This window comes from Pseudomonas panipatensis, assembly GCF_900099785.1.
Classification (GTDB): domain Bacteria; phylum Pseudomonadota; class Gammaproteobacteria; order Pseudomonadales; family Pseudomonadaceae; genus Pseudomonas; species Pseudomonas panipatensis.
This window is the reverse complement of sequence record NZ_FNDS01000016.1, coordinates 67,206-85,660: the sequence shown is the minus strand read 5'-3', so window position 1 is coordinate 85,660 and position 18,455 is coordinate 67,206. Positions and strand designations below refer to the sequence as shown.

19 protein-coding genes and 1 pseudogene are annotated in these 18,455 nt (G+C 57.5%); 7 read left to right on the top strand and 13 right to left on the bottom strand.

From position 1 onward, the window contains the following. The 5 genes from BLQ74_RS25450 to BLQ74_RS25430 form a co-directional block, all read left to right on the top strand. Positions 1 to 322 (top strand): globin domain-containing protein (locus BLQ74_RS25450; protein WP_090268072.1); only part of this gene is annotated, 322 nt, incomplete at its 5' end. Between the two features lie 409 nt (positions 323 to 731). After that, complete coding sequence (locus tag BLQ74_RS25445; RefSeq protein ID WP_090268081.1) at positions 732 to 1,907, top strand: HNH endonuclease; 1,176 nt, start codon at positions 732 to 734, stop codon at positions 1,905 to 1,907. Beyond that, positions 1,907 to 3,160 carry a nucleotidyltransferase domain-containing protein gene (locus BLQ74_RS25440; RefSeq protein WP_090268070.1) on the top strand — a complete coding sequence of 418 codons (1,254 nt, stop codon included), beginning with the start codon at positions 1,907 to 1,909 and terminating at the stop codon, positions 3,158 to 3,160. The genes BLQ74_RS25445 and BLQ74_RS25440 overlap by 1 nt, the downstream gene beginning before the upstream one ends. Before the next feature lie 991 nt (positions 3,161 to 4,151). Beyond that, positions 4,152 to 4,928: a ThiF family adenylyltransferase gene (locus tag BLQ74_RS27845; RefSeq protein WP_244507267.1), complete on the top strand. Its 777-nt coding sequence runs from the start codon at positions 4,152 to 4,154 to the stop codon at positions 4,926 to 4,928. After that, positions 4,925 to 5,416, top strand: coding sequence for a Mov34/MPN/PAD-1 family protein (locus BLQ74_RS25430; protein WP_090268068.1), 492 nt, complete (start codon positions 4,925 to 4,927; stop codon positions 5,414 to 5,416). The genes BLQ74_RS27845 and BLQ74_RS25430 overlap by 4 nt, the downstream gene beginning before the upstream one ends. Here BLQ74_RS25430 and BLQ74_RS25425 read toward each other — a convergent pair. After that, positions 5,413 to 5,961, bottom strand: a complete 549-nt coding sequence (locus BLQ74_RS25425) for a 3'-5' exonuclease (RefSeq protein WP_090268067.1) — start codon at positions 5,959 to 5,961, stop codon at positions 5,413 to 5,415. The two genes, BLQ74_RS25430 and BLQ74_RS25425, sit on opposite strands and share 4 nt — an antisense overlap. 74 nt (positions 5,962 to 6,035) lie before the next feature. On the opposite strand from BLQ74_RS25425, the gene BLQ74_RS27495 reads away from it, so the two are divergent. Both BLQ74_RS27495 and BLQ74_RS27840 read left to right on the top strand, forming a co-directional pair. Then, positions 6,036 to 6,956 carry a hypothetical protein gene (locus BLQ74_RS27495; protein ID WP_170842876.1) on the top strand — a complete coding sequence of 307 codons (921 nt, stop codon included), beginning with the start codon at positions 6,036 to 6,038 and terminating at the stop codon, positions 6,954 to 6,956. Between the two features lie 49 nt (positions 6,957 to 7,005). Next, positions 7,006 to 7,242, top strand: a pseudogene (locus BLQ74_RS27840) (IS5/IS1182 family transposase); the annotation flags it as partial. A gap of 31 nt (positions 7,243 to 7,273) precedes the next feature. On the opposite strand, the gene BLQ74_RS25415 reads toward BLQ74_RS27840, so the two are convergent. The 12 genes from BLQ74_RS25415 to BLQ74_RS25355 form a co-directional block, all read right to left on the bottom strand. Further along, on the bottom strand, positions 7,274 to 7,510 hold the full coding sequence (locus BLQ74_RS25415; protein ID WP_090268065.1) for a thioredoxin family protein: 237 nt from the start codon (positions 7,508 to 7,510) through the stop codon (positions 7,274 to 7,276). A gap of 11 nt (positions 7,511 to 7,521) precedes the next feature. Continuing rightward, positions 7,522 to 8,559: a permease gene (locus tag BLQ74_RS25410; RefSeq protein WP_090268063.1), complete on the bottom strand. Its 1,038-nt coding sequence runs from the start codon at positions 8,557 to 8,559 to the stop codon at positions 7,522 to 7,524. Positions 8,560 to 9,312: 753 nt separating this feature from the next. Further along, positions 9,313 to 10,545 (bottom strand): organoarsenical effux MFS transporter ArsJ, encoded by a 1,233-nt coding sequence (gene arsJ, locus BLQ74_RS25400; RefSeq protein WP_090268062.1) that lies wholly within the window; start codon positions 10,543 to 10,545, stop codon positions 9,313 to 9,315. Positions 10,546 to 10,561: 16 nt separating this feature from the next. Beyond that, the gene (locus tag BLQ74_RS25395; RefSeq protein ID WP_090268060.1) at positions 10,562 to 11,566 is read right to left on the bottom strand and encodes an ArsJ-associated glyceraldehyde-3-phosphate dehydrogenase; all 1,005 of its coding nucleotides are present in this window, start codon (positions 11,564 to 11,566) and stop codon (positions 10,562 to 10,564) included. Positions 11,567 to 11,583: 17 nt separating this feature from the next. Next, entirely contained in the window at positions 11,584 to 12,099 is a 516-nt protein-coding gene (locus BLQ74_RS25390) for a cyclin-dependent kinase inhibitor 3 family protein (protein WP_090268059.1), read from the bottom strand. 12 nt (positions 12,100 to 12,111) lie between these two features. Then, the gene (gene arsH, locus BLQ74_RS25385; RefSeq protein WP_090268057.1) at positions 12,112 to 12,828 is read right to left on the bottom strand and encodes an arsenical resistance protein ArsH; all 717 of its coding nucleotides are present in this window, start codon (positions 12,826 to 12,828) and stop codon (positions 12,112 to 12,114) included. Positions 12,829 to 12,832: 4 nt separating this feature from the next. Then, positions 12,833 to 13,894, bottom strand: coding sequence for an ACR3 family arsenite efflux transporter (gene arsB, locus BLQ74_RS25380; protein WP_090268055.1), 1,062 nt, complete (start codon positions 13,892 to 13,894; stop codon positions 12,833 to 12,835). 17 nt (positions 13,895 to 13,911) lie between these two features. Further along, the gene (locus BLQ74_RS25375; protein WP_090268053.1) at positions 13,912 to 14,382 is read right to left on the bottom strand and encodes an arsenate reductase ArsC; all 471 of its coding nucleotides are present in this window, start codon (positions 14,380 to 14,382) and stop codon (positions 13,912 to 13,914) included. 19 nt (positions 14,383 to 14,401) lie between these two features. After that, a complete protein-coding gene (locus BLQ74_RS25370; RefSeq protein WP_090268051.1) occupies positions 14,402 to 14,758 on the bottom strand; it encodes a metalloregulator ArsR/SmtB family transcription factor in 357 nt (118 codons plus the stop codon). A 7-nt stretch (positions 14,759 to 14,765) separates the two neighbouring features. After that, positions 14,766 to 15,179, bottom strand: a complete 414-nt coding sequence (locus BLQ74_RS25365; RefSeq protein ID WP_090268049.1) for an arsenate reductase ArsC — start codon at positions 15,177 to 15,179, stop codon at positions 14,766 to 14,768. Positions 15,180 to 15,366: 187 nt separating this feature from the next. Then, a complete protein-coding gene (locus BLQ74_RS25360) occupies positions 15,367 to 17,847 on the bottom strand; it encodes an arsenate reductase (azurin) large subunit (protein WP_090268047.1) in 2,481 nt (826 codons plus the stop codon). A 13-nt stretch (positions 17,848 to 17,860) separates the two neighbouring features. Next, the gene (locus BLQ74_RS25355) at positions 17,861 to 18,379 is read right to left on the bottom strand and encodes an arsenate reductase (azurin) small subunit (RefSeq protein ID WP_090268045.1); all 519 of its coding nucleotides are present in this window, start codon (positions 18,377 to 18,379) and stop codon (positions 17,861 to 17,863) included. Positions 18,380 to 18,455: the final 76 nt, after the last annotated feature.

The window sequence follows — 18,455 nt, the reverse complement described above, 5'->3', positions numbered from 1 at the left end:
CATGGACGAACTGCCGGATGCGGCCGACCTGCGCCGCATGCACCCAGAAAACCTGGAACAGTCTCGCGACAAACTGGCCTGTTTCCTCAGCGGCTGGCTGGGCGGCCCAAAGCTGTTCAGTGAAAAATACGGTTCCATCTCCATCCCGTCTTTCCACGCCCAATGGCCGATCGACGAAGCACGCAGCGCCGCCTGGTTAAGCTGCATGGAGCGCGCCATTGCCCTGCAACCCTTCTCGCTGGAATTCGCCGAATACCTGCTGACGCAACTGCGCGTGCCGGCACACCGGGTAGTACAGGCGAGCCGAGCGCGGCACGGCTGAGCCATCTCCGCCGCCTGCCCGGCCCTTTGCCCTTCCGAGGTTCCTTGTGGCCGGTTTCTGCCGGTCGCGACAGGCAGAGATCAGCCAAAAGCGGACTATCCCACAGCGTTTTAAAAGACCGACGGTGAGGCTTGAAGGTATCTACGGAAGAAAGGGCTATTTACTTTCGAGGCCATCGCCCCTTCCTCGGTCATCACGGCACCTGTCCAGAAGCTGGTTGCTGATCCGAGCGAATTCCTGAAGAGGGCGACTCATGCGCGTGCGGTAGCAGCTCGCAACCAACGGCTGGGGACGCCGAAATTTTATTTTAGCCGCTTCGCTTCCACGGCCTTGAAAACCGACTTAGCAACCCTATCTGATCTCAATGAGCCATTACGGATCAGTGTTCCTGATGTTTCAAGGAGGCCTCGTGGGAAAACAAGAAAAAGCCAATATTGCCACCGGTCGCTACGACACCGACGACGTGACAAAGCGTGTCGTGTGGACTCAGGCTGCAGGCCGTTGTGAGCTGTGCGGCACCGACCTCATGTACGACTACCGTGTAGGTAAGCCCATGAAATGGGGCGAGGTAGCTCACATCCTGCCAGCTAGCCCAAAGGGCCCACGGGGTCGATCTGACCATGACGAAGCCAAGGCCGCGTCGCTTACCAACGACCCAGCCAATCTCATGCTTCTCTGCCCTGGCTGCCATGACAAAATCGATCGGGATGCTGATGGATATCCGGAAAGCGATCTTAGCGGCCTGCACCAAGCGTACCTGGAGCGAGTCCGGCTGGCAGCAACCACTCCTGACGGTGGAAGAGCAATTCCAGTAATTGTCCAAAGCCAGCATTTCGCGACGAACAACGACGTCCCCGTTCGTGATCTGCTGGTGGCAATGTCCTCAGAGGGACTGACTGCATTCGATCATCCCATCAAGATCACTTTTCCGGCCCCGAGCCATCGTGGCAGGGATGCACACTATTGGCAGAGTATTCAGGACAACATTCAGCACGAATTAGAGCAGCAGCTAAAGCGTCGCGGAGGAGCCTATGGTGATGCTCCTGCGCTGGCCGTAGTGGGCGTGGCAGACATCCCGGCGCTGATCATGCTAGGGCAGTCCTTAGGTGATCGGTCCAAGCGCCTGCTTTTCTCATTCAACCGCGAGCACCAACTACGTTGGCCTGACCAGTCAGCCGAACCTCCCGAGTTTGTGTTCGCCCCGCCCGCGGATGGAGAAGGCCCGCTGGCTCTGGTGTTGTCTATCTCCGCGCAAGTCCCAGCTCGCGATGTAGAAGAGGCACTACCTGGCGCGCGTATCGCTGAGCTGAGCATCCCAGTGCCCAGCTATGCGATGGTTCAGAACCGTCGCGTGATACACGCGTTTCGCGACGCTCTACAAACGCATTTGAGCCGGCTTGAGGCCATGACTGCAGACACAATCCATGTTTTTGCGGCGATTCCCGCTGCTTTGGCAATTGAGTTCGGGGCCTTGCTTACCACGCAACACCAACACGCTTACCTGATTTTCGATCGAGATAAAGACAACCAAAACAGGTTCAAGCCAACACTACAGTTGGGCCACCAAGCCCAGGAGGTTCGTTGATGTCCATGAGCAATGAACAGACCAAGCGCGGAAGCTGGGAGCACTTTCTGCTCCGCGCCGCGAAGGAGATCTCACTGTCCGAAGCACAGTACGAGAAGATCAACGACCGATACTCCCAGCTGGAAAAGACCCTCAACGCTTCCGACAATCCACTACTGGCGGAGGCTCACATTTTTGTCCAAGGCTCCATGCGCCTGAAGACAACGATCAAACCCGTTTCTGGCGCCCCAGAGGATCTGGACACCATCGATGCGGACGCCATTATTTGGCTCCCTCATGCCCAGGGGGCTGGAGCTCAAGAGGTTCTGGATGCCATTGAGGAGCGCTTCAAAGCTGGCAGCCGTGTCCAGGAGGAAATCAAGCAACTACGCCGGGGCATCCGGATCATATATGCAGACGAAAACCCTGGATTCCACATTGATGTCACGCCGGCGCGTGCCATCAATGGGAATTCTCAAGGCAATGGCGAAGGTAAGCTGGAAGTACCGGATCGGGTGACTGGGTGGAAGGCGAGCAGCCCGATCCCCTACTCCAAATGGTTGCAGGTCGCGTCAACGCAAACCATCTCCTTGGCGGAACATATGGCTGTCGCGAAAAGCCAGCGCGCTTTTGATGCCGCCACTCAGGATCCGTTGCCGCAGTATGAGGACTATCTCGATCAAGACCCACTTCGGGCAACGATCAAGCTGCTGAAGCGACATCGGGATGAGTGGGCCATCCGCACAAAAAATACAGATCATCGTCCGATTTCGGCAGTCATCACCACTCTCGCTACCCACGCCTACCTTGATGTGGCGAAAGAGTCCCAGTCGACGCCGCTAAGGCCGCTAGATGCCATCCTCGAAATCGTCCGGAGGATGCCGGATCACGTTAAGTACCGGGGCAACGAATGCCAGGTTTGCAACCCGGCCGATAGCGGCGAAAACTTCGCTGAAAAATGGAACAGGCCACTCGACGGACATCGCTACCGCCGGGCATTCCAGGAGTGGCACGAGAATGCCAGCGCATCAGTGTCGCTGGGACTTGAAAGCTTCGAGTCCGCAGAGGCTTTTGCCAAGGCAGTGAAGGAAAACTTTGGCATGGGCCCTACCTTCATTTCGGCAGTGAACAGTGAAATTCCGTCCAACTGGACGATGCCTGGCCGCCCGGACGGAACCACCCGAAACTCCACGTCGATGGGCGCGCTGTTTGGTGGTTTCAGCGGAACAGCGAGCTCTCAAGAGGATGTGAAGCCAGTTGGGCGTCTTGGTTGATCACACCGATACGCCTCTGCAGCGGGGTATAGCCGCGCTGCGAGGCGCTCTTGGCGAAGATGCCGCACTGGCACTGCTTCGGCCTGTGGCCACACGGGCTGACGAAGCTGCGAGTTACTACTTTCCGCTGCCAGTGGATTATACAGGCGCGGAGCGGCGCCTACGCATCGGCTTTCCGAGGAATTTCCCCCGCAGCGGGCTAAGGCTTACTGTCGAGCCTTCGCCATGGCTTATATGGCCCCACGCCATGGAAGTCGGACTTTGCCTTCATGGCTTCCAGGAGCGCCCAGTGATGGGCACCCCCGAACATGTTGTATCGGACAGCCTGGCTCGGTTACGCAAGATCGTTAATCTGTCCCGAAAAGGGTCATGCGCAGCTACCCGGGACGCCGAATTTCGGCGCGAAATCACATCCTACTGGTCTAGGCAGCAGGGGCTGTCACTACAGAACCTCATTCTTCTAGATCGCCCCCAAGCCGCCTCGAAGCTGTTTGCTCTAAGCGACCCTCGGCAAGCATTGCCTTCTGGCCAGGAGACAGTCTGGCTCGCAACAGATCTGTCATCACTCAAAAACCACTGCAGGCGCACGATTGGACGTTCTCCAAGGATGCGAGCCCCGGAGACCCCTGGATTTTACGCGAAGCTTCAGAGTTATCCAGACTTACGTCTTCCAGCCCCTGAGCTACTGCTCACATGGCTCATGCCGCACCTTGCCCCTGGCGACAGCTCTCAGCTGTTAGCTTGGTTCAATGAGCGTGGCTCGCTACCCAATCGTTGGATTGCTTTGGAGCTTCCTGGAGATTCCAGTGCTCCAATCTACTGCCTTAACGTTCGCACTTACGGTCCGCAGCTGGATCGAGGCTCGAAGTTTTACCTGCGATCAGCACGACGCAGACCAGCAGTTGCTGTCAGCCATCCCCCCGTTCTGATCCGAGCGACAACGCTGGATGTGCTAGATCGGACGGAGATTTTGTCCCGCGACCTCAGCGGTATGGCGCAGAACCTGGAAGGGACTCGCGTAGTTTGTGTTGGGGTCGGCTCGTTGGGCAGCACGGTTGCCCTCCAGTTGGCGCGTTCGGGTGTTGGGCATCTGACACTGATTGACCCGGACCACTTGGTGTCGGCGAATCTCGGCAGGCACGTGCTTGGGGCCGATGACCTCGGTCTCCCAAAGGCCGAGGCGCTTCAGGAACAAATTCGCAAAGACCTACCCACTACGGAAGTCGCGGCGTTCGCAACCTTCGCCGAAGTGGTGATGTACACGAATCCCGAGGTTTTTGATAAGGCGGACCTAGTGGTGGTTACTACCGCGGATTGGCAGTCGGAGGTGGCACTATGGGGACCCAAGTCAAATGGCACCTCCTGGGCTTTACTCCAGGCCTGGAGTGAGCCTCATACACAAGTGGGACATGTGCTTCTTGCGCCTTCTGGAGCATTTGATGCTCGAGGCCTATTCACAGAAAACGGTGATTTTAAGCATAAGTTCACCGAGTGGCCGGAAGGTGGGGTCATCGCCCTTCCCGCCTGCGGAGAGAGCTTCATCCCAGGAGGCTCTCTTGGAATGGTGAACATTGCTTCGATGGTTTCTCAAGTCGCATTACGAGTGTTAAGCGGCAGCATCGAAAGCCCGAGCTGGGTCAGCAGCGTCAATAGACCTCAGGACGTGACGACGCTGGGAGGGAAGTACCTTGGGCCGGAGCTACCTGCTGGAATGCAGCAGGCCCAATTAGAGCGTGATTGGCCGGAGCTGCTGGAGAGCGCTCAATGACTCCAATCGCCTGGCAGTGGAGCTGGCCCGGGGTGGACACGCATCTGTTGGTATCGCAGGACGTCGCAAGCCTGTTGGAGAGTTACAGGCAACGGCGCTTTGATGTGGAGCGTGGGGGACAGCTATTTGTCGACCCCTCAAGCGCTACCGGATTGGTACTCGCCTTGGCGACTCCCCCTCATAGAGATGATCGGGCAGGCAGGACCTGGCTTGAACTGAATGCTCGTCGCTGCCGGGAAGAAATTGAGCAAGCCAATGCAGCAGGGCTCCGCCTGGTGGGGTACTGGCATACCCACCCACAAAGAATTCCTATGATCTCCCCCACTGATATCGGGAGTTTTTCCAGATTTGCAGCGCACTACACCCAGGATCTGCCGCACCCGCTGGCAATCATCGTGGGTAACTCCAACAGCTCGGAAGGCATAAAGGCTTGGTCCTTCAGGGAAGGACGCTATGTTGGGGCTGTATGGAACAGCTGGCCGAGTTAGCGACTGGGACCTTCTGCCAGCATGAGAGCGAACAACTCCGCCTGAAATCGTGCATCGTCCAACGCGTTATGGTTGGGTGCGCTATGGGGGTTGAGCCGAGCTGTCATTTGAGAGGATTTGGTTTCCTTCCAGCGACACCCGGTAACTCCCATGTAATACGCCTTCATATCGATTGCGGTGAACCCAAAGGGGTTCGCCCCAGTATACTTGTGGAAGTAGTAATTGATGAAGGACCAGTCAAATGGAGCATTAAGCCCCACGAAAACGACTTTCTGCCCTACTGAGCACACCTGAGTCAGCCATTGCTCAAGCTTGAGCATCGCCACCTGCGGAGGAAGCCCTTCGCTTTCGAGCTTGCTGAGTTCAAGGCCAGTTACGGCCACGGCCTCTGGATCGTGCTTTAGACCATCTGGCTGCAGCTCGAGATAGATTGACTGAGCAGGCTCCGAGACAAGGCAAGCCCCGATGGAAAGCAGGCTATAAATGCCCGGCACCGGCCCCGAAGTCTCGACATCGACGGAAACATAAAGCTCATCGCTCATCATCTTGCCCCTTATTTTTCGGACAGTATGCTGGGAGTTGAATAAGGCGAACACCCCAACTCGATGGAGAAGTAAGCGTGGTGGATAACGCTCGTGATTGCGCGACCAAGGAAATTGTTGAGGCCGAAGACCTCAAGCTGTTGGCAGTAGTGGACACCTATGGCTACCAGTGCACTGGCTGTAACACTCAGGCTTTCCCACGGTCCTACCGCCCAGGAAACCTAGTGCGCGCCCACTTTCAAATTCGCGACCCTCACGGCCCAGACTGTGAGTCGGAGGGAGAAAGCAAGGTTATAGCCCTGGGCAAACGCGCCAGTGTTCAGAAGGAGTTAGAGACTTCTCCTGGTTTATCCCCTGCCCGCTTAGAACTGATTGATACTCGAACGATCATCGATGCCACCTTACCTCGCACAGAGCAACAAACTCAGAGCGTTGGTCGGCAGAACCCAACGGGCAACACGGCTCGCAGAGAAGGACGACGCGCAGCCAACAGTATCCGCCCGATCTGCCGTGCATTTTTGTTCTTCCCGCACGATAGGCATCTCTCACTAGAGGTCCCCGGCGTTGCTCCGAGGACCTATCGAACCGCCTTCAAAAAACTCCGCTCTGAAGGTATTGAGCGGTTTGCCCATGTGCGTGTTTTCTATGGCGAACTGGCATGGTCTCAGGCCGTAGAGTCGCCCGAACACCTGACCATTTCGCTCAATGCGGGGGAATGGGAAGATGAAAAGCTTACGCCCTACCAAGTGATCGTCCACTGGCAAGAATGGTCAGCGGTTGCACGCGGACGGCTCAAGAATGAGCTGGAAGTAGCCCGAAAGGAGGGAATGGAAGCCAAAAAAGTGAAGCAAGCGTCACGTAGCTATCTCTTCTTTATTGGTAACCAAGACGCACAGAACCCTGCGCTGTTCCATGTGCTGGATCATAGGCTTATTTGCACCTTACACGACGAACTCGTGTTCCCGCCGAAGACAGCTATTGGGTCGCCTGCAGCGTAGCTACTGCAGTAGTTCTGGGTAGGACGCCCAGCTGCCCCGGAAATATTCCGGCTACTTCAGCGGAGTGGAAATCCTCGCGTGCGAGCAGGCGGGCATACCCCCCTTTGTGCCCAAACCGATGACTTCCAGCAGCAAAGCTGAAGGGCGCTTCGGTAAACAGGACTTCATCTACATAGCCGCTGATGACAAGTACCAATGTCCTGCTGGCCAGCGTGCGATCAAGCGCTTCTCGATGGTAGAAGATGACCTTGAGCTGGATGCTTACTGGAGCTCTGCCTGTCCGAGTTGATCAACCCGCGTCTATTGCAGCGTATTTTTCAGTTGGCTAACCATTGTTCAACTTTGTCCCGGGACGGAACCCCCCCCGCATGTACAACTTTGCCATCAATCACTACACTTGGTGTACTCATTACGCCATAGCTCATGATCTCTTTGAGTTCCTCGACTTTCTCTAGCGAGACCTCAATGCCATGAGCTTTGGCAACCTGCTCGATTAATGCGATGGTGTTTTTGCAATTTGAACAGCCAGTGCCGAGCACTTTAATTTCTTTCATGTTTATTTTCCTCACAGAATCCAGTTGAATACATAACCAACGATCAAGATGCCGGTCGCTACAATGATAATAAATGTTGCGATCAGGCGTAACTTTAGCACCTTGCGTAGGATCACCATCTCAGGTAGCGACAAGGCGATTACGCTCATCATGAACGCTAGTACTGTACCTAGTGCAGCCCCCTTTGCGAGGAGCGCTTGCACAATTGGTATCACACCTGCTGCATTGGTATACATCGGAACGCCAATCAGTACGGCGATCGGCACTGCCCACCAAACATCCTTGCCCATGAATGAAGCCATAAAGTCCTCGGGCACGTAGCCATGGATGCCGGCACCAATCGCTATACCTGCGAGGATATACGGCCAGACTTTTCCGACGATTTCCCGGACCGCCTGGAAACCGCCGTCTATGCGCTCGGCGAGAGTCATCCCGGCAATTTCAAACTGGGCGCCAACTTTAGGCATATCGCGAACCCAGTCCTCAAGATAGACCTCCATTCTCATACGACCAATGATCCAGCCAGCCACGACAGCAATTGATAGACCCAGGCCCATATAGAGCAATGCTACTTTCCAACCAAACATCCCGAACAACAAGGTCAACGCGACTTCGTTCACCATTGGGGCCGCAATTAGGAATGAAAAGGTAACGCCCAAGGGAACCCCTGCTTGTACGAAACCGATGAACAGCGGTACAGCCGAGCAAGAGCAAAAGGGTGTAACGACGCCGAGAGAGGCCGCCATCACGTTGGCAACGCCCTCATGCCGGCCCGCCAGCAAAGCACGAGTACGCTCAGGTGTGAAATAGCTGTTGACCATTCCCATGACGAACACAATGGCGGTAAGCAGCATCAGCACCTTGGGTGTGTCGTAAAGGAAGAATTGAAGAGCTCCACCTAGGTGGCTCGCGCGCTGCACCGGCAAGGAAGCGACTACCGCCTCCGATAGGGGGATAAGAGTCTGGTAAAGAGTCCACCACAATGCGGCTGCCAGCATCAGAAAAGCTCTCGGATAGCGATGTGACCAACGCGCGGCCAGCGTATTCATGAACTCGTCTCCAACTTCTCTGTATTACTAGGTAAATGCCCTAGCTTGGATTGCTCAAAGAAATACTACCACACTTGCTTGAGAATAAAGCTTAAAGATTTTCACTGATAGATCAGTATCAACCAAACGAGCTTCGCGCATACTGATCTCAATTAATTGAATGAGTCATTGAGTCCCATAAAGAAAACTGAAACCACCCGACTTACTTTAATTTTTAAACCTCCTTGCGCTATCTAAAGGATCTGAGATTTTTAGTTTGCGCATGTTCTCTTGCGGTAAGCTCCCACGATGGTAGGTGAGCCGTGTTCGATATCTTCGTCTGTCTCGTAAGACTTCAGCAAAAATACGCAGTCGCTGACTCTGGATAGAATCACGCCGGTCAATATTTTCTGCGTACTTAGGCATTCGAACCCATCGGTTACCACGATGATTGCTTCCTTTCCGTTGATGCTAACCTGGCTATTGATCTTTACCGGACAAGCATCCCAGAGCATTTCGTTGGTGGAAATCGAGAGGGTCGCCAAGGACGATTTTCCGGCAGATGGCTCAGCTATCCATTGCCCTTCGAACCAACTGCCAGCAATCGGCTGTTCTATACCGGCAACGGCTTTTTGCGGCTCGTTCCCCTTGTCGTGCGGCGACGAGAAGCGGCAGCAACCCTATCAACCTGTTCATGATGTGCCTCCACATTGCGTCAGGCCTTCGGGCCTGCCTTGCCCAGAAAGGCAGGCGTCGCACACATCCACAGCCCAGCTATTGCGGGGCGGCAATCACCTCAGCATGCCTGGGCAAGGCGATTGAAATGAGCGCGGCCAGCAGAACGAAGACCGCTGAAATCCACAGGCAGGCGACCAGCCCGTAGGCCTGGAAGACCCAGCCGGAAAGCACGGTGCCGATCAGGCGACCCATGGCGTTGGACATGTAGTAGAACCCCACATCCAGCGATACGCCGTCTTCCTTGGCGTACGAGACGATCAGGTAGCTGTGCAACGACGAGTTCACGGCGAAGAGCGCCCCGAACAACATCAGCCCCCCCAGCAGCACGATCTGGGCCGAGAGGTTCATGTCTAGGCCAAGGGCGATGGCCGCCGGCAACGCCGCAAGCACAAGCGCCCAGGCGAAGGCTGCGCGGCCATCGGGGACGTGGCCACGCTTCTTGCCTGTCAATGCCGGCGCGAAGGACTGGACGATGCCGTAGCCGATCACCCAGGCGGCGAGGAATCCGCCGACCAGCCAGAAGTCCCACCCAAGCGTCTCGCTCAAGTAGACCGGCAGCGCGACGACGAACCAGACGTCCCGCGCACCGAACAGGAACATCCGGGCGGCAGAGAGAATGTTGATCGCGCGGCTTTTGGAGAGCATGTCGCGGAACTTGGGTTTGGCCTTGGCTTTGCCCAAGTCTTTCTTCAGCGACAGCATGCTGCCGATCCAGATGAGGGCTAGCACCAGGGCCATGGCAAGCACAGCGCCTTTGAAGCCGAGCACGGCCAACAACGCGCCACCCAGGAAAAAGCCCACACCCTTGAGCGCGTTCTTCGAGCCCGTAAGGATCGCCACCCACTTGTAGAGTTTGCCTTGCTGAGCGTCGGGCACCAGGAGCTTGATCGAGCTCTTGGCACTCATCTTGTTGAGATCCTTGGCGATACCGGAGAGCGCCTGAGCTCCCATCACCCACGGTATCGTGAGCAAGGCGGACGGCACGGTGAGCATCAGAAGCGCCACGACCTGCATCGCAAGACCGATGTTCATGGTGCGGTTCAGCCCGAGCCGGGCGCCCAGATAGCCACCAACCAGGTTGGTGACAACACCGAAGAATTCGTAGAACAGGAACAGGGCTGCGATCTGCAGCGGCGAGTACCCCAGGGAATGGAAATGGAGTACCACCAGCATGCGCAAGGCGCCATCGGTGAGCGTGAATGCCCAGTAGTTGCCCGTCACCAGCAGGTACTGGCGAACTTCTGGTGAGAGTGACGATAGCGCCTTCATGATCGAGTTCCGTCCCTCAACCAGCCAGGCCAACTAGCTTTGCCAGTTCGACGGTGCGATTGGCGTAGCCCCATTCGTTGTCGTACCAGGCGTACAGCTTCACCTGCGTGCCATTGACGACCATGGTCGAGAGCGCGTCGATGATCGAGGAGCGTGGGTCGGTGCGGTAGTCGATAGAGACCAGCGGGCGCTCCTCATAGCCAAGGATGTCCTTCAGCTCGTTCTCGGCGGCGCGCTTGAGCAACTGGTTGACCTCGTCCACGCTGGTCTCCCGCTCGACTTCGAACACGCAGTCAGTCAGCGAGGCGTTGGCCAGCGGTACTCGCACGGCGTGGCCATTCAAACGGCCGCGCAGCTCGGGGAAGATCTCCGCGATGGCAGTGGCAGAACCAGTGGTAGTGGGGATCAAGCTCATGCCGGAGGCACGGGCGCGACGCAGATCCTTGTGCGGCTGATCGAGGATGCTCTGGGTGTTGGTCAGGTCGTGAATGGTGGTGATCGAGCCATGACGAATGCCGAGGTTCTCATGGATCACCTTCACCACCGGAGCCAGGCAGTTGGTGGTGCAGGAGGCTGCCGTCACGATACGGTGTTGCGCCGGGTCGAACAGGTGCTGGTTGACGCCCATGACGACGTTCAGCGCGCCCTTCTCTTTCACCGGAGCGCTCACGACAACGCGCTTCACACCTTGATCCAGGTAGGCCTGAAGCACGGCAACGGTCTTCATCTTGCCGCTGGCCTCAATAACCAGGTCGCAGCCCGACCAGTCTGTGTCAGCAATGGCCTTGTTGGCCGTGACCTTGATGCGTTTACCACCAATAACCACAGAGTCACCGTCCGAACCGGCCTCATGGTGCCAGCGTCCGTGCACCGAATCGAAGTTGATCAGGTGGGCGTGGGTCGCGGCATCGCCGGCCAGGTCGTTGATCTGTACGAATTCGAATTCCGGCCAGTCCCATGCCGCGCGCAGCGCCAGGCGACCGATACGTCCGAAACCATTGATGCCTACTTTGATGGCCATGTTGTTCTCTATTGCGGTTAACGAGCGTTCGACGATTGCTTGTCGAACTGGCTGATGTAGTTGATGTGCGCCGGGTGTTGAATCGCTCGCGGCCGGATCGCTTGTACCTGGGTGATTGCTTCACGCATGGGCATGCCGCACTCGATCAGCAGCTGAGCAGCGATCAAACCTGTGCGACCAGAGCCGCCCTTGCAGTGGATGGCGATCGTCTTGCCGTCCATCAACAGTTCCCGGAGTCGCTCTCGATTGGCTTCCCACGCAGCCGTAAAGGCTGCACCGGGAGCCTGGTCATCCTCCATCGGCAGGTGGAACCATTCGATGCCCAGCAGTTGGCACTCCTCGGGAAGCAGATCGATCTCGTTCTGTAGCAGCTCTTCGCCTGGCATCAAGGTCACCAGCGCCACCGCGCCGGCATCGCGGAGCGTGGTCAGCGCCTGGGACACCAATGTGTCCTTGGTGCCGGGGCACGGGGTGAAGATCAACTGGCCACTCAGCTCGGGAGCGGCGAGAACGGAATACGGATGCGATTGCACGATCAGAAAGCCTCAGATGGATCGTTGATTGACGCGTTTCGACAGTTCCTCCGCCGACTCCTTGCGTTCGGAGTAGCGGTCGACCAGGTAGTCGGCGCGATCACGCAGTAGCAGGGTGAACTTCACCAGCTCCTCCATTACGTCGACGACACGGTCGTAGAACGGAGAGGGCTTCATGCGGCCAGCCTCGTCGAACTCCAGGTAGGCCTTGGGCACGGAAGACTGGTTGGGGATGGTGAACATGCGCATCCAGCGTCCGAGCACGCGCATCTGGTTCACTGCGTTGAACGATTGCGAACCGCCACAAACCTGCATCACCGCCAGGGTCTTGCCTTGCGTCGGACGCACAGCGCCCATGCTCAGCGGAATCCAGTCGATCTGCGATTTGAACACGCCGGTCATGGCGCCGTGGCGCTCCGGCGAGCACCAGACCATGCCTTCCGACCAGAGCACCAGATCACGCAGTTCCTTGACCATCGGGTGGTCATCGGGCACGTCATCCGGCAGCGGCAGGCCAGACGGATTGAAGATCCGCGTCTCGGCGCCGAAGTGCTCCAGCAAGCGGGCGGCTTCCTCCGTCAGCAGACGGCTGAAGGAGCGTTCGCGCGTCGATCCATAGAGGAGCAGGATGCGCGGTTTGTGAGTGGACTTCTGCTGGATAGCCAGCTTGTCCGGCGACGGCAGATCGATCAGTTCACTGTCGATGTTGGGGATTTGGTCATCGGTCATGATTTCACTCCTGGGAAAGGCTGCCAGAGGCTTGATCGAACCAGCGACGCTTGAGCCACCAGGCAACGCCCACCAGAGAGATCAGTACGGGTACTTCCACCAACGGCCCAATCACGGTCGCAAAGGCGACCGGCGAGGCGAGGCCGAAGGTGGCAATGGCCACGGCAATGGCGAGTTCGAAGTTGTTGCTCGCAGCAGTGAAGGCCAGCGCGGTGGTACGCGGGTAGTCGGCTTCCAGCAGCTTGCCCATCCAGAAGCTGATGAAGAACATCACCACGAAGTAGATGGTCAGGGGGATGGCGATTCGCACCACGTCCAGTGGCAACTGCAGCACCATGTCGCCCTTGAGACTGAACATGGCGACGATGGTCAGCAATAACGCCACGAGCGTCAGCGGGCTGATCTTCGGAATGAAGTGCGCCTGATACCAGCTTGCCCCCTTACGGCTGATAAGGATCTTGCGGGTCAGGAAGCCGGCCAGGAACGGGATACCCAGATAGATCAGCACCGACTTGGCGATATCGAGGAAGCTGGTCTGGATGACACTGCCTTCCAGGCCAAACAGCGGCGGCAGCAGGCCGAGGAAGATCCAGGCGTACACGCTGAAGAACAGGATCTGGAAAATGCTGTTGAAGGCGACCAGTCCGGCAACGTACTGGTTGTTGCCTCCCGCGATCTGATTCCACACCAGCACCATGGCGATGCAACGCGCCAAGCCGATGAGGATCAAGCCCGTCATGTACTCGGGCTTGTCCGAGAGAAAGACTACGGCCAGCACGAACATCAGAACCGGGCCGACGACCCAGTTCTGAATCAGCGACAAAGCAAGGATGCGCTTGTCCTGGAAGACCTGCGGCAGCTCCTCGTATTTCACCTTCGCCAACGGCGGGTACATCATGACGATCAGGCCGATAGCGATGGGGATGTTGGTCGAGCCCACCGAAAGGCTGTTCAGCCAGGCCGGCAATCCCTGGAAGAGACTGCCGAGCCCTATCCCAATCCCCATGGCGAGAAAGATCCAGGCCGTCAGGTAGCGATCCAGGAATGAAAGACGGCTCTTGCTCATGGTGGGTCTCCGTAACTTCAGAGCGTTCCGATGCGTGCCAGCTCGGTCTTGAGTTGGGCGGCATCGAGTTGTTCAAAGGGCAGTGCGAGAAACGCCGCAATGCGTCGCTTGATGTGTTCAAGCGTGGCGTCGAAAGCAGCGTCCAACTCCGCTGCGCCCACTTGCAGGTCGGACGGATCGGCAAGCCCCCAATGCGCTTTCACTGCATGCCCGAAGAACACAGGGCAAGCCTCGCCAGCCGCCTTGTCGCAGACGGTGATGACGAAGTCCGGTGCCAGGTTGGCGTGGGCCTCGGTCAACTTGCTGCTGAGGCCTTCCGCAGAAATACCCGCTCGCTGCAGGGCAGTGATGGACAACGGATTCACTGCTCCCTTGGGCTGGCTGCCGGCACTGAATGCCTTCATGCCGACCGGAGCAAGGTGATTGAAAATCGCTTCCGACAGGATGCTGCGACAGCTGTTGGCGGTGCAGAGGAACAGGACTTTCATCGCTTTTTCTCGGTAGTCATCAGCAGCAGGCAGCGACGCGCTCGGGACGGTCACCCATGTTGTCCAGGCGCTTCGAACTGCTGCTTAGCCATTCCCGATTCGCTTCCAGTGTCGTCAGAAGAATCTGGCGAACCCACACCGGGAGATCGGGGTGCAGACGGTAGTAGACCCATTGCCCTTGCCGACGATCTTCCAGCAAGCCACAGGTACGCAGCTGCGCCAGATGGCGCGAGACCTTGGGCTGACTTTCGTCCAGTGCACAGGTCAGCTCACAAACACAGAGCTCCTCCTCGCGAGCGATCATCAGCATCATCCGAACGCGGTTTTCGTCAGCGAGGCATTTGAATACCGTTATTGGCGTCAGGTGTTCAGTCATGGCTGTTTTAGCTCCTCGTTTTCACGAGCACGAACATCTTGATGCGCTCGTGAATCTCATGAAGCGTGTGGCGGAAGGCGTCAGGTTTTTCGCTGGTCACCGGGTCTTCGAAGTTCCAAGCCAAGCGTTCTCCCGCACCTGGCAAGGTTTGGCACTCCTGGGCGGCCTTGTCACAGAGCGTGATGACATAGTCGAACTGCTCGCCCTCGAACTCATCGAGCGATTTGCTGCGCAGGTCGCTGGTATCAATGGAAAGATGCTTAAGAACCTCGTAGGTGCGCGGATGAACACTCTTGGGCTGGGTGCCTGCGCTGAACACTTCGAAGCGCTCGGAGTTGGTGTAGCGAAGCAGCGCTTCGGCGATCTGGGAACGGGCGGCGTTGGCAGTGCAGACGAACAGAACACGGATCTTGTCAGTCATCGCAGGGGACTCAGCTCGTATATGGTTTTCCGAATATACGTTTTTTCGAATAAACTGCAAGTGACACTTCTATGACTGCCACCTTGAGCCGACATTTGGCGATGGTGTGCAGGAAGAACTGCCAGAGCGAGGTAATGCGGCAGGCGGCGCCCGCCCTCCAAGCGAGGACGGACGCTGCAGATGGACGCTACGCGCTAAACCTGCGCGTCTTGAAGCTGATTGTCTGCTTGAACACCTCGACTGAACCTATGCGCCGGATGTTCGCCCATGTCCCCTTGTAGTAGGGCACCACGTTTCGATCCGTCCAGGGCGTGGTCAGGTCACCCATGACTCCATTGAAGTGGCCAAACTGCATGAAGGTCTGGTTCCGCTTGATGTCCGGCTCAAGGTACGCAAGCGCGTAGGTAGAGCCGTAATCGTTGAACACCTCGACCACATCACCGGAGGCAATATTCAGGGACTGTGCGTCCTCCGGATTGAGCTCCAGGAAGGCCATCGGCACCCGTTGCCGCACGAACTCGTTGTACTGATCGTGGTAGAGCGTCTGCCAGACCTCGTTGATGCGCCCATTGTTGACCCAGAACTTGTACTTCGCCTTCTGCTCTGCAACTGGCTTCGGAAGCCCAGGCCAAGGCGCTGGCTTGAACTCTGCCTTGCCGTCCGGGGTATCGAACTTGTAATCGGTGTAGAGCATCTCGGTACCGATCAACTTACCGTCACGGAATTCCTTGGCAGGTAGCTGGACGCCGTTGTTGCCCATGGCGATCAAGCGCTCGTAGGTGACCAGGTTGCCTGTGGTACCGCCCTGGCTGTCGATGGGGCCTGCACCGGCCTGACCAGCCATGCGGAAGCCGTCGTTGAAGGCCTCCTCTTCGGTTTGCCAGGCGAAGCCCTCGAAGCGCGCCGCCATATCCTGTTTGCCTTCCGTGCTGTACAGCTGCTTCAGCGTGTTGGCGATGGCTGCCGCGATCAGGCAATCGGCTTTGGCCGAGCCAGGTGGATCGGTGAAGCGCTGCGACAAGCGCATCCGGCGTTCGCCGTTCATTGACGTGAGGTTGATTTCACCTGGATGAGCTGCCGGGAACATCACGTGGGCAGCTTCGGCGAGCTTGGTCGGATAGAGATTGATGTTGGCGACGAAGAGCCCGCCTTTGTTCTTCACGGCATCGTAGATCGCCTCGATCATCTGCTCGGTACCACCGCCACGGACATTGGCCATGGCCTCGCGCACGATGCCGGCACGCTTCAGGATGACAGCTCGATGCTGTTCAGCATTGAGGGTGGTCTGGAACGGATTGGCGCCCCAGGCCGTGTACATCATCCCCTTGCCGTTGATGATTTCCTGATCCACGTAGATCTTGGAGCTGCCCGGATAAGGCGGGCGGGTATAGCCCTCCTGGTGGCCTCCCATCCGAACTACACCGGTACCCCGCCGCCCGACGTTGTGGGTAGCGAGCACCAGGTCGACTAGCGAGGACTGGATCAGGTAGTTGTCGTTGCCCCAGATGATCCCTTTCTCGTAGGCATGCATCGTGTGGGGGCGGTGGCCCGATGCTTTGGGCTTGTAGGCCCACTCGGCGGCCTGTTTGAGTTTCTCCACCGACACCCCGGTGATATGGCTGGCGTCCTCCAGAGATGTGCGGTTGGCCTTCAGCACCTGGTCGAATCCCTTGGTGTGAGCCTCGATGAACTCCTTGTCGTGCCATCCCTGGTCAACAACGTAGGTCAGCAGCGCGTTAAATAAGGCGATGTCGGTGCCCGGCTCGATGTCCAGGTGAAGCACGCTGTCTTTGGCTACCTGCTCGGCGACGGCGATGGTCGGTGTTCGTCGCGGATCAACAAAGATCACTTTGGCGGAAGTAATTTCCTCGCCAGGGAAGCGCTGCTTGCGCTTCTCGACGGTCTGGCCCTGTAGATTGGGAAGCCAGTGAGCGAGGAAGTAGTTGGTCTGGGTTTCGTACGAGTTGCAGCCGACAGCGACGATGACGTCCGCCAATTCGGCATCTTCGTAGCTGTTGTTCAGCTCGCCGATACCCATCTCACGAGTGGCGTGGCACTCGGAGTTGTAGGCCGGGCGGTTGTGGATACGCACCAGTGGAGTCTTGAGCGCCGTGAACATCAGCTTGCCGGTGCCCCAGGTGTTCTCGAACCCGCCACCGGCACCGCCATGATCGAAGCAGTCGAACGCAATGGCGGATGGCCCGTCGTTGTCCAGGATCTTCTTGGTGACACCTGCGTACAGCGCGAGGGCATCATCCCAGCTGGTGTCCACCCACTGGTCTGCCACATACACGCGTGGGCTGCGCAGCCGCTCCTTACCCACGCCATCAGGGGTGTACATCACAGTGGCCAGCTGGCCACCGCGCGTGGACGACAACCCCTGATTCACCGAGCACTGCTTGTCGGGCACGATCATGATGTTGTGCCGTGTGCCATCCTGGTCGGTGATCGTGTTCTGCATGGCCGTGGTCATGATGATCGACATCGGCGGCAGTTGTTTGCGGAAGTCGAGCCCAAGCGCGTTGTCTGTTGGCGCTCTTCCTCCCTCCTGATTCTCCGGCCATTTGTAGACGTGGTAGCCGCAACCCACGATGCAGAAGTGACAGGTGAGATTGGTCTTCTGGGCGCCCATGGGAGGCAGCGCCACACGGTCTTTATTGGTAGCCATGCTGATCCCCTAGTTACAGGAGGTTGGACTGGCGTCCGTAGATCAACCCTTCGATGGCCACTGCGTGTACCGACTCATCTTTGGGGTCGTACTGAAGTACGATGCTGGGCAGCTTCTCGGTTGCCTGTCCAGAGACCATTTGGCCCGCGTGCTCAGGGTCGAAAATGCTGAAATGGCAGGGGCATTTGAACACCCGTCGCTCAGCGTCATAGGCAACCGGACAGCCCATGTGGGTGCACAGAAGACTATACGCCACGATATCGCGATCAGGCCCTACCCCTCCAGGGACTGCATGTCCCATCTTGAGCAGCGCACAGGGTGATGATGCGTCAGGGTACGAGAACGGAACTGGGGTGTTGGTTTGCAGCTGTTGCTTCTTGGCGATGGAATGCAGTGGATAGGGAAGATTGACTCGTCCCTGAGTCTCCGGTGCAAGTGTCGCTGCATGTAATACATCGGGAACCCCGATAGCCACGCCTGCGGCAACCCCACCGCTCACCTTCAAGAATCCTCTTCTGGTAATCGGTATCATTTGGCGCCTCCGCATGTTGCATGCGCTTGCGACGCAGGCGGCCTCGTCTGTGTCGTAAGCAACATTCAACCTAGCA

Bases quoted from the DNA above. Each gene is read 5' to 3' on its own strand.
- BLQ74_RS25430 (WP_090268068.1), top strand. From the start codon at position 4,925: ATGACTCCAATCGCCTGGCAGTGGAGCTGGCCCGGGGTGGACACGCAT.
- BLQ74_RS25395 (WP_090268060.1), bottom strand. From the start codon at position 11,566: ATGGCCATCAAAGTAGGCATCAATGGTTTCGGACGTATCGGTCGCCTG.
- BLQ74_RS25415 (WP_090268065.1), bottom strand. From the start codon at position 7,510: ATGAAAGAAATTAAAGTGCTCGGCACTGGCTGTTCAAATTGCAAAAAC.
- BLQ74_RS25410 (WP_090268063.1), bottom strand. From the start codon at position 8,559: ATGAATACGCTGGCCGCGCGTTGGTCACATCGCTATCCGAGAGCTTTT.
- BLQ74_RS25370 (WP_090268051.1), bottom strand. From the start codon at position 14,758: ATGACTGAACACCTGACGCCAATAACGGTATTCAAATGCCTCGCTGAC.
- BLQ74_RS25375 (WP_090268053.1), bottom strand. From the start codon at position 14,382: ATGAAAGTCCTGTTCCTCTGCACCGCCAACAGCTGTCGCAGCATCCTG.
- BLQ74_RS25440 (WP_090268070.1), top strand. From the start codon at position 1,907: ATGTCCATGAGCAATGAACAGACCAAGCGCGGAAGCTGGGAGCACTTT.
- BLQ74_RS25425 (WP_090268067.1), bottom strand. From the start codon at position 5,961: ATGATGAGCGATGAGCTTTATGTTTCCGTCGATGTCGAGACTTCGGGG.
- arsH (WP_090268057.1), bottom strand. From the start codon at position 12,828: ATGACCGATGACCAAATCCCCAACATCGACAGTGAACTGATCGATCTG.
- arsB (WP_090268055.1), bottom strand. From the start codon at position 13,894: ATGAGCAAGAGCCGTCTTTCATTCCTGGATCGCTACCTGACGGCCTGG.
- BLQ74_RS25360 (WP_090268047.1), bottom strand. From the start codon at position 17,847: ATGGCTACCAATAAAGACCGTGTGGCGCTGCCTCCCATGGGCGCCCAG.
- arsJ (WP_090268062.1), bottom strand. From the start codon at position 10,545: ATGAAGGCGCTATCGTCACTCTCACCAGAAGTTCGCCAGTACCTGCTG.
- BLQ74_RS27845 (WP_244507267.1), top strand. From the start codon at position 4,152: ATGGCGCAGAACCTGGAAGGGACTCGCGTAGTTTGTGTTGGGGTCGGC.
- BLQ74_RS25355 (WP_090268045.1), bottom strand. From the start codon at position 18,379: ATGATACCGATTACCAGAAGAGGATTCTTGAAGGTGAGCGGTGGGGTT.
- BLQ74_RS25365 (WP_090268049.1), bottom strand. From the start codon at position 15,179: ATGACTGACAAGATCCGTGTTCTGTTCGTCTGCACTGCCAACGCCGCC.